Origin of the sequence: Streptomyces sp. NRRL S-87 (genome assembly GCF_000719335.1) — a bacterium.
Taxonomy (GTDB): Bacteria; Actinomycetota; Actinomycetes; order Streptomycetales; family Streptomycetaceae; genus Streptomyces.
The window spans coordinates 24,081-35,799 of record NZ_JOGB01000070.1; the positions used below are offsets into that span (position 1 = coordinate 24,081).

An 11,719-nucleotide genomic window follows, 5' to 3' on the forward strand; every position below is an offset into this window, starting at 1 on the left:
GGGGCCTGCGCAGGTAAGTGTGCCCAGTGGAAGCTAAGCGGAACGACAAATTCCGGTAGGTGTCAGATCCGACGGTAGCGGGTGAAAAGGAACCCGGCCTCCTCCAGTACGGAGGCCAGCGCGAGCCGGGTCGGCACCGCGATCCCGGGCCCCCCGGCGATCCGCTGGGCGTCGCCCGCGGTGAGCGTCGGGGAGACGGTCAGGCAGAGCTCGTCGAGCACCCCGGCGGCGATGAACTGGCCCAGCATCCGGGGCCCGCCCTCGGTGAGCTGGCGGCGCAGGCCGCGGTCGGCGAGCGCGGCGACCGCGCGCGCCGGGTCCACGGCCGCCCCGTCGCCGGCGAACAGCACCTCGGCGCCGGCGCCGCGGGCCGCGGCCACCCGGTCGGTGGGCGCGCCGGCCCCGGTGAGCACCAGGGTGGGGACCAGGGGTGAGGTGAACAGCGGCAGGGAGAAGTCCAGGTCCAGGCTCGCGGTGATCACCGCGATGACGGGGGCCGGTCCCTGGCCCGCGGCCGCCCGGCGGTCGGCGAAGGCCTCCCGGGCGCGGGCGGGGCGGTAGCCCTCGAGACGAACCGTTTCCGCGCCGACCACGACCACGTCGGCCAGCGCCCGCAGCGTGCCGAAGATCCGCATGTCGGTGTCGGAGGAGATCGGCTGGGAGCGCCCGTCGTGCTGGGCGGCCCCGTCGAGCGTGGACACCATGTTGGCCCGCAGCCAGTGGCCGGGGGCGTCACCGGCGGCTCCGTCCGCCGCCCCGGCAGCGGTCCCGGTACCGGCCCCGACACCGGCCGCGAGCAGCGGGTACGCGTAGGCGTCGGCCAGCTCGTCGAACCCCCACTCCCGGTCCGTGGTCTCGTCGGGCCCCCCGGGGCGGCCGGGCCCGGCTGTCTGATCGGTCACAGGGAACAGGCGTCGCATGGGGTGAGTGTGGCACGACGCGTAGAGTTGAGGGCTGTGTCAACGTCCCTCTCCGCGACCGGGCGGAGCCAGATAGCCGAGGCGGGCCCGCTCTCCCTGTGCGCCCGTGAACCGCACGTCCCCGCCGAGCGGCTGGTCGCCGAGATGGTGCCGCCCCCGCGCTTCGACTCCGTGCGCTTCTCCACCTACAACCCCGATCCCGGTCAGCCCAGCCAGGCCGAGGCCGTCACCGTGCTGAGCGGCTTCGCCGGGACCCTCGGCGGCGCCCATGCCAGCGGCGCCGGCAAGAAGCGGTGGTTCTCGCGCAAGCCCGCGGCCCCCGTGGGGCCGCGCGGCGTCTACCTCGACGGCGGCTACGGCGTCGGCAAGACGCACCTGCTGGCCTCCCTGTGGCACGCCACCCCGGCCGCGCCGGAGTACAAGGCCTTCGGCACCTTCGTGGAGCTGACGAACCTGGTCGGCGCCCTCGGGTTCCAGCAGACCGTCCGCACCCTGGGCAACCACCGGCTCCTGTGCATCGACGAGTTCGAGCTGGACGACCCGGGCGACACGGTCCTGGTCTCCACGCTGCTCGGCAAGCTCGTCGAGGCGGGCGTGGCACTCGCCGCCACCTCGAACACGCTGCCGGGCAAGCTCGGCGAGGGCCGCTTCGCCGCCGCCGACTTCCTGCGCGAGATACAGGGGCTGTCGGCGCACTTCAAGCCGCTGCGCATCGACGGCCAGGACTACCGGCACCGCGGTCTGCCCGAGGCTCCCGCGCCGTTCTCGGACGAGCAGGTCGCCAAGACCGCGTACGCGACCCCCGGCGCGAGCCTGGACGACTTCCCGAACCTGCTCGAACACCTGGCCAGGGTTCACCCGAGCCGGTACGGCGCGCTCAGCGAGGACGTCACCGCGGTGTGCCTCACCGACGTGGGTCCGGTGCCCGACCAGTCGACCGCGCTGCGCCTGGTCGTGCTCGCGGACCGGCTCTACGACCGCGAAATCCCGGTCCTCGCCTCCGGTGTGCCCTTCGACCGCATCTTCAGCGAGGAGATGTTGAACGGCGGGTACCGCAAGAAGTACTTCCGCGCCATATCCCGGCTCACGGCCCTGGCGCGCGACGCGAAGGGCCTGGTGTCCCAGTAGGTTGGGCACGGCCGGGTCCGAACGGTCCCGGCCGGCCCGCCGCTCCCCGCGGGGGTCCGGACCGCCAGAAGGGATGCACCATGGCCACCACGCGGCACGCACACACCGTCTGGGAGGGCAACCTGCTGAAGGGCTCGGGCAAGGTGACGCTCGACTCCTCCGGCATCGGCACGTACGACGTCTCGTGGCCCGCGCGCTCCGAGGAGCCGAACGGCAAGACCAGCCCCGAGGAGCTGATCGCCGCCGCCCACTCCAGCTGCTTCTCGATGGCCCTCTCCCACGCCCTGGCGGGCGCGGACACCCCGCCCACCCGGCTCACCACCAGTGCGGCCGTCACCTTCCAGCCCGGCACCGGCATCACGGGCATCCACCTGACGGTGGAGGGCGAGGTGCCCGGCATCGACGCGGAGGCCTTCCAGGCCGCGGCCGAGGACGCGAAGAAGAACTGCCCGGTCAGCCAGGCGCTGACCGGTACGACGATCACGCTCGAGGCGAAGCTCGCCTGACCCCTTCGGGGTCGACTTCCGGAGCCGGGTGGCCCGCATGAGCCACCGCGCGCGGTGCGCGTGGTACCACATGCGGGTCACTTCTCCCCTCCGCACACCGGGAGTTGCCCCGTGGAAGCGACCCGACGTCAGATCCTCGCCGGTGCGGGGGCGATCGCCTTCACCGGAGCCGTCGCCGAACTCCTCGGCACCGCCGCCACCGGTTCGGCCGCCAGCGGTTCGGCCGCCACCGGTTCGGCCGCGGCCCGGGCCGGCGCGTTCCGGACCCGCCCCGCGGGCCCGACCGTGCCGCCGGACCACGCCGGCTACGGCCCACTGGTCCCCGACCCGCAAGGACTCCTGGACCTGCCGGCGGGCTTCCGCTACGACGTGCTCTCCCGTACGGGCACCCCGATGCGCTCCGGAGAGGGCCCGGTGCCTTCGAACTGCGACGGCATGGGCGCCTTCACCGGTCCCGACGGCCGGCTGCGCCTGGTGCGCAACCACGAGAACAAGGCCACCGCCGAGTTCCCCGTCCCCCACGTCGACGGCCTGGTGTACGACCGCGGCGGCCGGGGCGGCTGCACCGTCCTCGAACCCGACGGCCGCGGGGGCCTGACCGGCGAGCGGGTCGGCATCGCGGGCACGGCGTACAACTGCGCGGGCGGACCTACCCCGTGGGACACGTGGCTGACCTGCGAGGAGACCGAGGACCTGGCCGGCACCACCGGCTACGAGAAGGACCACGGCTTCGTCTTCGAGGTCGACCCGGTCGACCCGTACCGCACCGGAGCCCATCCGCTCACCGCGCTCGGCCGCTTCCAGCACGAGGCCGTCGCCGTCGACCCGCGCACCGGCGTCGTGTACGAGACGGAGGACGCCTGGGTCGAGCCCTTCGGGCTCTTCTACCGCTTCCTGCCGTACCGTCCGCTCGGCGGCGCCGGCTCGCTGCGGGCCGGCGGGCTGCTGGAGGCGATGCGGGTGCCGGGGGTGCCCGACCTGTCGGTGGTGCAGGAGCCGGGAACGGTCTTCGAGCGCGTCGAGTGGGTACCCGTGCCCGACCCGTCGGCGCGCCGGACGCCCGTACGACTGCAGGACTTCGGCCGCCGGGGCGTCACCCACGCCCAGAAACTGGAGGGCTGCTACTGGGGCGGCTCGCGCGTCTTCTTCGTCTCCAGCTTCGCGCGTCGCCGCGAGGGGTCGGCGGCGGACCACTTCGGCCAGGTGTGGGCGTACGAGCCGGACCGCCGGCGGCTGACGCTGCTGGTGGTCTTCGGCCCCGCCACGGACCCGGCGCTGCCCGGGGAGTCCCCCGACAACATCTGCCTGGCGCCGGGCGGCGGGCTGATGGTGTGCGAGGACGGGGGCGGCAACCAGTACGTCCTCGGACTGGCGCCGGGCGGGCACGTGTACCCGGTCGCCCGCGGCCGCCAGGCCCTGGCCCCGGCCGCCGGCGCGGCGGGCGGATCCACCGGGCAGCCGGAGTACGGCGAGTTCGCGGGCGTCACCTTCGCGCCCGACGGGTCGGTCATGTTCGTCAACTGCTACACCCCGGGCACCACGTTCGCGGTCACCGGCCCCTGGGGCCGGCCGACTGCTGCCGGAGCACCCGGAGGAGTCGGATCCGCGCCGTCCGGCGGGTGACTTCGACGCCGAGGAGTGCCGTAAGCGTCCGATCGCCACATAGTCATATATTTTGCCTGGGTGACCTTCACCGTACGAAGAGTCGCGGCCGCCGCCGCGCTCACCGCCGCCCTCGGCGCGGCCCTCGCCGGCTGCGGGGGCGGATCCGGCGCCGGCTCGGCGGCCCTCGGCTCCAGGACCGGCCGGACCGACGGGCCGGCCGGCCCGGCCGCCTCCGCCCCCGCCTCCGCCAACGCCTCGCCCGTCGCCTCGCCCGTCGCCTCGGCGTCCGCCGCCGTGTCCGCCCCGCCCCCGGGGTCGACGGGCGGAGCCGGTGCCGGCGCCGGCGCCGGGCTCGCCGTCGGGCCCGGATCCGGCACCGGACGCCTGTCCGTACCCACCCTGGCGCCCGGGCCCGGCGGCCTGACCGCCGTGTTCGAGCGGGCCCGGAACAGCACCGACAAGGTCGTCGCGCTGACCTTCGACGCCGACATGACCGCCGATCAGGGGCCGCGCGCGGCCGGCGGCGAGCATTTCGACAACCCGCAGCTGATCGCCACCCTTCGGCGGCTGAAGGTGCCGTCGACGGTCTTCATGACCGGCCGCTGGGCCGAGGAGTACCCCGACCAGGCGCGGTCCATCGGCACCGACCCGATGTTCGAGATCGCCAACCACTCGTACAGCCACTACGCGTTCAAGGAGCCCTGCTACGGGCTGCCCGCCCTCGACGCGGCCGCCGCGCGGGCCGACGTGGACCGGGCCTTCGAGGCCTTCCGCAAGGCGGGCGCGCGCGAGGTGGTCCCGTACTTCCGCTTCCCCGGAGGGTGCTACGACGACGACGCGCTGCGCGCCCTGTCCACCGCGAACGTCACGGCGGTGCAGTGGGACGTGGTGAGCGGCGACGCCTTCGCCAAGGACCCGGACGCGGTGGCCCAGGAGGTGCTCGACGGTGTGAAGCCGGGCTCCGTGGTGGTCATGCACTGCACCCGCAGCGCGGCGCCTGTCACCGAGACGGCCGTCCGGCGGATCGTCCCGGAGCTGCGCAGGCGCGGCTACCGGTTCGTGAAGGTCTCGCAGCTCATCGGGAACTGACAGGATCCCCCGGGGCGGTGGTCACGACCTGCGGCCCCGGGGCGGTGGTCACCACCTGGACCGGGGGCCGTGGTCACCACCTGGACCCGGAGCCGTGGTCACGACCTGGCCCCGGGGCGGTCGGACCGCGTGGACCGGCTCAGTGACCGGCCTTGATCACCGGCACGTGCTCGCTCGGACGGACGATGACGAAGCCCTCGCCCTGGAGCATCAGCTGCACGGCCTCGCCGGAGCCGCCGCGCAGCATCGAGCCGATGGACTGCGAGCGGTGCAGCGACGTGTCGAGGTGCGCGCTCCAGCCGACCACCGCGTCGGTGTCCACGTACACGGGGTACTGCGGCGAGACCGGTATGACGATCGGGTTGCCCTCGCAGATGACGGCCAGCTTTCCGTGGCCCGTGAAGAGGCTGTTGAACAGACCGCCGCCGGCCATGCCGGCGCCCTTCACCATCTTGATCTCGTACGACAGCGTGGGGTCGAAGCACAGGACGTTGCGGCCGTTGACGGTGAGCGCGTCGCCCTGCTCGATCTCGACGATGAAGCAGTTGGCCGCCTCGTGCGCGAACCAGGCCTCGCCCTGACCGCGGACGGACATCAGGGCCAGGCCCTCGCCGGTGACGGCGCGCTTGAGCATGCCGCCGATGCCCTGGCCCTTGCGCTCGAACTGCAGGTTGCCGCGGAAGGCGATCATGGAGCCCTGTCGGGCCAGCATCTCCCCGTTGACGGCGTACTTGACGGACTTGGCGTTCTGCAGGGTCATACCGGGTGCGGTGGCCTGCTGTGCCATGTTCTCTGAGGCAAAGAGATCGCTCTTCATGCGGCTGATCTTCACCCGTCCGAGGGAACCGGGACAACAGCCGGTGTGTCACAGGCTCGCAATACCGCCTGGCAGACTGGGTGGGATGAGCAGCAGCGACCACGACCGCCCCGAGAGCACCACCCACCACACCGCGACCCCCGCCGTCGGCGCCGACAGCCCGTTCCGGCCGGCCTCGGCCCGGGACGACGCACCGCAGTACGTCCTGCCGTTGGTGGTGCGCATCGAGAAGGCCGAACCCCCGGCCCGTACCGACGCCCTGGAGACGGCGGCGCGCGCGGTGCTCGTCCTGCTCTCGGACGAGCGGGCGCTCGGCGACGGCGAGTGGGCGGCGACGGTGCGCGCCTGGCAGGACGCCCGGATCCGCAAGGTCGTGCGGCGGGCGCGCGGCGCAGAGTGGCGCAAGGCGGCGACGCTGCCGGGCCTCACGGTGCACGGCGACGCGGCGGAGGTGCGGGTCTTCCCGCCGGTGCCGCTGGACGGCTGGCCCAAGGAGTTGGCCAAGCTCCAGGTCTCCGGTACCGAACTCGACGACCCGGGCCCGGTCGAGGCCCCCGGCAACGGTGTTCCGGTGCTCTGGCTGAGCCCGGAGCTGGAGATGTCGGCAGGCAAGGCGATGGCCCAGGTCGGGCACGGTGCCCAGCTGGCCTGGTGGGCCCTCGACGACGCGGCGCGCGCCGCGTGGCGGGCCGCGGACTTCCGCCTCGCCGTCCGCACCGCCACCCCCGCCCACTGGGCCCGCCTGACGACGGACGGCCTGCCGGTCGTCCGTGACGCGGGCTTCACGGAGATCGCCCCGAACAGCGCCACGGTCGTCGCCGACCACCCTGCCCTCTCCCGCTAGGCCGGTCAGTTCTTCCAGGCGTCCGTCCGCCAGACGTCCGCTAGGCGTCCACGAAGCCGTCTGTCGTCGCGACCTGGGGGCCGCGCAGCCGGCGGCTCTTGGCGAGGAGGACCGCGGTGCGCGTGAGGACCATGGCCAGGGCCATGAACACGAAGGCGTTCGAGTAGACGTCCTGCCCGCTCAGCTTGTTCTCGATGCTGAACAGGATGACGTCCTGCGCGAACCAGTGCTCGGAGCCGTAGGCGAACAGCACGCGGGAGGCGGACATCAAGGTCCAGACGACCGCGTAGGCGACACCGCCCCTGGTGTAGACGTCACCGTCGGAGCCCCGGTGGGCGGGCAGCAGGGCCCCGGCTACCAGACCGCAGACGACTCCCGCACCGACGCCGGCCAGTTGGAGCCAGGGGTCGTTCCCGCCGAGCGGGAGTGAGCGGACGAAGAGCACCATCACGACTGCGACCGCGATGATCGAGCGCAGCAGCCGCATGCGCGTGATCCGGCGGGTACCCAGGTCGGTGGACAGGATGATGACCAGGATCACCCCGCTGGCTGTCAAGGCGGTCAGGAACGGGCTCATGGGGCCACCCCTCGTTTCGATGAGTACGGGGGCGCGTGCGGCTCTCCCGGATCTTCCACTCCAACGGTAGGGAGCGGGAGGGGCGGACACGGGCAACCGACCGATGGACCGGCTGTCCACCGACCGGTGGACAGCCGGTCCATCGCCGTGGGGGCGGTACCGGGTGGGGAGGGGGCGGGAAGGGCCCGGAGGGGGCGGGAAGGGCCCGGAGGGGGGTGCGGCGGGCCGGTCCGTGGGGCGGAATCGTAGACTCCGCAGCCGGTGGTTTGTAGGGGCGGCGTAAGGAACCTCAAATGTTCCTCTGAACGTCCCCCTGGCTGGATTGGCGTCACGTCGCGCGGGCGATGACAGCGTCACAGACCACGGGGACGGCACGGAGGGGGACGGATGAAGCCCATGGCACGCCTGGGTGTGGGGATCGGCTGGCGGCCGGAGATCGCCGACGCGGTCGAACGGCTGCCGCGGCTCGACTGGGTCGAGGTCGTCGCCGAGAACCTGTGCCCCGGACACCTACCGGACGCCCTGCGCCGGCTGCGAGAACGCGGCACGGTCGTCGTCCCGCACGGCGTCTCGCTGGGCCTCGGCGGGGCCGACCGCCCCGACCCGGGCCGGCTGGCGGACCTGGCCGAGCGGGCGGTCGCCCTGGAGGCGCCGCTGGTGACGGAGCACATCGCGTTCGTGCGGGCGGGGGGCCCGCTGACCGCTTCGCCGCGACTGGAGGCCGGACACCTGCTGCCGGTGCCGCGCACCCGGGACGCCCTGGCGGTGCTGTGCGAGAACGTACGGATCGCGCAGGACGCGCTGCCGGTCCCCCTGGCCCTGGAGAACATCGCGGCCCTCTTCTCGTGGCCGGACGACGAGCTGACCGAGGGCCAGTTCCTGGCGGAACTGGTCGAGCGCACCGGGGTACGGCTCCTCATCGACGTCGCCAACCTGCACACGAACCGGGTGAACCGGGCCGAGGACCCCCTGGCCGTGCTCGACGCCCTGCCGCTGGAAGCGCTGGCGTACGTCCACGTGGCGGGCGGGATCGAGCGCGGCGGGGTGTGGCACGACACCCACGCGCACCCCGTGCCGCCGGAGGTGCTGGCGCTGCTCGGCGAGCTGCGGGCGCGCGTGGACCCGCCGGGGGTGCTGCTCGAGCGGGACGACGACTTCCCGCCGGAGCCGGAACTGGCCGCCGAGCTGGCCGCGATCCGCGGCGTCCTGACCGCCGAGGGGGCGCGGCCGACGCCGGACGCGGCCACCGACGGCCTCCGACCGGCCGACGGGGCGCGGGGCGGGCACCACGACGCGGAGGCCGTGCGTGGTCGGGTGGCGGTCGCGCAGACCGCCGTGCTGTCCGCGCTCGTCGCCGGGACGCCCGTGCCCGAGGGCTTCGACGCGCCGCGCATGCGCGTGCAGGCCCGGGCGCTCGCCGCCAAGCGGGCCGACGTCGTGGCCAAGGTGGCGCCCGACCTGCCGCGCATCCTCGGCGCGGAAGCGTACCGGCAGGCCTTCCTCGGCTACGCGAGGACCCGTCCCATGACGGCCGGTTACCGGCGCGACGCCCTCGACTTCGCCGAGCACCTGCTGCTCACCGACGGGATCGGCGACGGACTCGCCCGGCGCCGGCTCACCGCCTGGTGGCGTGACCGCGCGGGCTCCAAACCCCCCGGTCGGCTCACCCGGCTCGCGCACCGCCTGGTGCCGCCGCCCCGCCCGCGGGGCCGCCGCGCCCGCGCCCGCCTCGCGGCCCACCCGGGCACCACTACGACCCGCCCGGTCACTGCCACGGACCGCCCGGCCGCCGCCGCGACGGACCACCCGGCCGCCGCCGCGGCGGCCAAGGCAGTCCCGGCCGCCGCCGCGGCGGCCAAGGCAGTCCCGGCAGTCCCGGCAGTCCTGGCAGTCCCGGCAAGATCAGTGAAGGAGACGGCATCGTGAACTACTTCGCCCTCATCGTCTGGGTCGGAGTCGTCGCCTCCACCCTCGGCCTCGCCGTCGGCGTGTACCGCTCCCGCCGTGCGGGCGGGGCCGGAGCCACCGTGCACGACCTGACCGAGGCGGCCTTCCTCGCCGGCGGCCCGCGCCGGGTCGTGGACACCGCCCTCGTCGCGCTCTGCCAGGACGGCCGCATGATGATCGGCGGCCCCGGCATCGTGCAGGTCCGCTCCGGCGCCCGGGCCGCCGACCCCGTCGAGCGGGCCGTGCTGGCGGCGCACGAGGCGGCGCCCAGCGGCGCGCTCCAGTGGCTGCGGCTCGCCGTCATGCGCGACGCGGCCGTCCAGGAGACCGGGGACGGCCTGGCCGCGCGCGGCCTGCTCTCCGCCCCCGGCGCGGGTGCCGCCCTGCGCCGCTGGGGCCTGGTCCAGGCGGTGGTGTGCCTGCTGCTGGTGCCCTCCGCGTTCGTGCTGACGGTCGTCCAGTGGGCGGCCGCGACGCATGAGTACGACTTCGACGTGCCGCTCTTCCTGCTCGCCGTACCCGCGCTGTTCCTCGGCCTGATCGCCGGCCTCGTCCTGCGGGCGGTGGCCGGGCGCCGGGTCACCGCCGCGGGCAAGGCGGCCCTGGCCTCGTACCGCGCCACCCACCTCGCCTCGGGCGACCTCAGCGTGCTGACGGCCCTGCAGGGCCCCCGGGCCCTGCCCGACCCGCTGCTGCGCAGCCAGCTCCTGATGCTCGTCCCCGGTGCGGCCGGCCGGCCGCGGGGCCACGCCGGCTCGTCCTCCTCGCGTGCGCACGGCAGCCACGGCACGCACGATTCCGGCAGCGCCTTCGAGACTCCTGTGATGTGGTGCGCGAGCCCGGACACCGGGAGCGGTGGGGGCGGCGGCGACTGGTCGGGCTGCGGCTCGTCCCGGAGCGGTTGCGGTTCTTCGGGCAGCAGTTGCGGGTCCTCCAGCAGTGGTTGCGGGTCCTCGGGGTCCTCGGGTTCCTCGTGTGGTTCGTCCGGCAGCAGTTGCGGATCCTCGTCGTCCAGTTGCTCGTCGAGCAGCTCGAGTTGTGGCAGTTCTTCCAGTTCGAGTTGCGGAAGCAGCAGTTCCTGATCACGGGAGCGTCACGAGCTGCTCACACCTGGGCGCCTTGCGCACTGCGCCGGTCCGCCCACGGGGTAGAACCGCCCCCATGTTCTGGGTCCTGTTCCTGCTGCCGGCGTGGGCCGGGGCGCTGTTCTCCTGCGGGCGGCTGGTGGCCGCCGCCACGGCGGCGGCCGGTCCGGAGAGGTCCGATCCGGAGAGGTCCGGTCCGGAGAGGTCCGGTCCGGAGGGGTCCGGTGCCCCACTGTCCGGCCGCGGTGAACTGCCTGATGCCGGCGAACTGAGCCTCTACGAAGCGGCCTACCTGGCCGGGGGCCCGCAACGGGTGGTCGTGCTGACGCTGCTGTCCATGCAGCGCCAGGGACGGCTGCTCCTGGCCCGCAGCGGGTGGGCGACCGTGGTCGACCCGGTGGCCCGGGACGAGCTGGAGCGCTGCGTACTGGGGGCGTTCGGGCCGGACGGGCAGTCGCCGGTGGCGCAGATACGGTCGGCCGCGGCCGCGGGCACGGCGGTACGGGACCTCGCCCACCGGCTCGCCCGGGCGGGGCTCGCGGTCCCGGAGCGGGAGCGGCTGGGCATGGACGAGGCGGTGCGGGGCGTGAAGGCGGCCAGCGCGCTGATCGCCGTCCTCGGGGCCGCGGCGGTGCTGCTGCCGCAGGCCGGCGAGGACCGGACTCTGATCGGGTGGTGGTTCGCGCTGCCACTCGTGCTGACGCTGAGCTGCCTGGGCGTGGCCCGCTTCGAGTCGCACCCGTACTCGCCCTGGGCGTCGCCGGCCGGCCAGCAGCTGCTCGTCCGGCTCGATGACGAGTGGCGGGGTGGGGACGGGGATGGGGATGGGGACGGGGATCGGTATCGGGGTCGGGATGCGGTTGGTGGGGGGCGGGGAAGGGTTCGGGGGTTGGCGTTGGGGCTGGGGCTGGGGTTGGGGTGGGGGCTGGGGGACGCTGACGACCGGGCCCTTCTGGCGGCCGTGGCGGTGCGGGGCCTGGCTGCGGTGAAGGACCCGGATCTCAGGGCCGCCCTGTGCGGTGAGCGCGGGAGCGTGCCTGCCCAGCGGCGGCTGTGATGGTGGGTGGGGCCGGGCTGGTGGGGCGGGGCGGGGGCTTCGGGTGGCTCGCTTCGGGGGTGGGTCCCGTGGTGTGTGGGTCCCCTCGGCGCTTGACAGGGGCGGCCTGCAGGCCTCCCCCAGCTACCGCTGGGAGGTACCCCC

11 protein-coding genes are annotated in these 11,719 nt (G+C 74.2%); 8 read left to right on the top strand and 3 right to left on the bottom strand.

Annotated elements, in window-relative coordinates; translation table 11 throughout:
• Positions 1–62: 62 nt before the first annotated feature.
• Positions 63–920 carry a pyrimidine reductase family protein gene (locus IF43_RS0131135; RefSeq protein ID WP_030208500.1) on the bottom strand — a complete coding sequence of 286 codons (858 nt, stop codon included), beginning with the start codon at positions 918–920 and terminating at the stop codon, positions 63–65.
• 36 nt (positions 921–956) lie between these two features.
• On the opposite strand from IF43_RS0131135, the gene zapE reads away from it, so the two are divergent.
• The 4 genes from zapE (at position 957) to IF43_RS37150 (ending at position 5,248) form a co-directional block, all read left to right on the top strand.
• The gene (zapE, locus tag IF43_RS0131140) at positions 957–2,048 is read left to right on the top strand and encodes a cell division protein ZapE (RefSeq protein ID WP_030208504.1); all 1,092 of its coding nucleotides are present in this window, start codon (positions 957–959) and stop codon (positions 2,046–2,048) included.
• A gap of 80 nt (positions 2,049–2,128) precedes the next feature.
• The gene (locus IF43_RS0131145) at positions 2,129–2,554 is read left to right on the top strand and encodes an OsmC family protein (protein WP_030208506.1); all 426 of its coding nucleotides are present in this window, start codon (positions 2,129–2,131) and stop codon (positions 2,552–2,554) included.
• A gap of 111 nt (positions 2,555–2,665) precedes the next feature.
• Positions 2,666–4,177, top strand: coding sequence for an alkaline phosphatase PhoX (locus tag IF43_RS0131150; protein ID WP_199922806.1), 1,512 nt, complete (start codon positions 2,666–2,668; stop codon positions 4,175–4,177).
• A 60-nt stretch (positions 4,178–4,237) separates the two neighbouring features.
• A complete protein-coding gene (locus IF43_RS37150) occupies positions 4,238–5,248 on the top strand; it encodes a polysaccharide deacetylase family protein (RefSeq protein ID WP_030208512.1) in 1,011 nt (336 codons plus the stop codon).
• Positions 5,249–5,387: 139 nt separating this feature from the next.
• Here the strand turns inward: IF43_RS37150 and IF43_RS0131160 are convergent, their stop codons facing one another.
• Entirely contained in the window at positions 5,388–6,065 is a 678-nt protein-coding gene (locus tag IF43_RS0131160; protein ID WP_030208516.1) for an AIM24 family protein, read from the bottom strand.
• 85 nt (positions 6,066–6,150) lie between these two features.
• Here IF43_RS0131160 and IF43_RS0131165 point away from each other — a divergent pair, with 85 nt between their 5' ends.
• A complete protein-coding gene (locus IF43_RS0131165) occupies positions 6,151–6,909 on the top strand; it encodes a peptidyl-tRNA hydrolase (RefSeq protein ID WP_030208519.1) in 759 nt (252 codons plus the stop codon).
• A 40-nt stretch (positions 6,910–6,949) separates the two neighbouring features.
• On the opposite strand, the gene IF43_RS0131170 is transcribed toward IF43_RS0131165, so the two are convergent.
• A complete protein-coding gene (locus tag IF43_RS0131170) occupies positions 6,950–7,486 on the bottom strand; it encodes a hypothetical protein (RefSeq protein ID WP_030208522.1) in 537 nt (178 codons plus the stop codon).
• A 396-nt stretch (positions 7,487–7,882) separates the two neighbouring features.
• Between IF43_RS0131170 and IF43_RS0131175 the strand changes: the two genes are divergently transcribed.
• From IF43_RS0131175 to IF43_RS0131185, 3 genes are all read left to right on the top strand, one after another.
• A complete protein-coding gene (locus IF43_RS0131175) occupies positions 7,883–9,412 on the top strand; it encodes a DUF692 domain-containing protein (protein ID WP_107048634.1) in 1,530 nt (509 codons plus the stop codon).
• Positions 9,409–10,515: a TIGR04222 domain-containing membrane protein gene (locus tag IF43_RS0131180; RefSeq protein WP_037890825.1), complete on the top strand. Its 1,107-nt coding sequence runs from the start codon at positions 9,409–9,411 to the stop codon at positions 10,513–10,515. The genes IF43_RS0131175 and IF43_RS0131180 overlap by 4 nt, the downstream gene beginning before the upstream one ends.
• A 79-nt stretch (positions 10,516–10,594) precedes the next feature.
• Positions 10,595–11,575, top strand: a complete 981-nt coding sequence (locus IF43_RS0131185; RefSeq protein WP_030208531.1) for a TIGR04222 domain-containing membrane protein — start codon at positions 10,595–10,597, stop codon at positions 11,573–11,575.
• Positions 11,576–11,719: the final 144 nt, after the last annotated feature.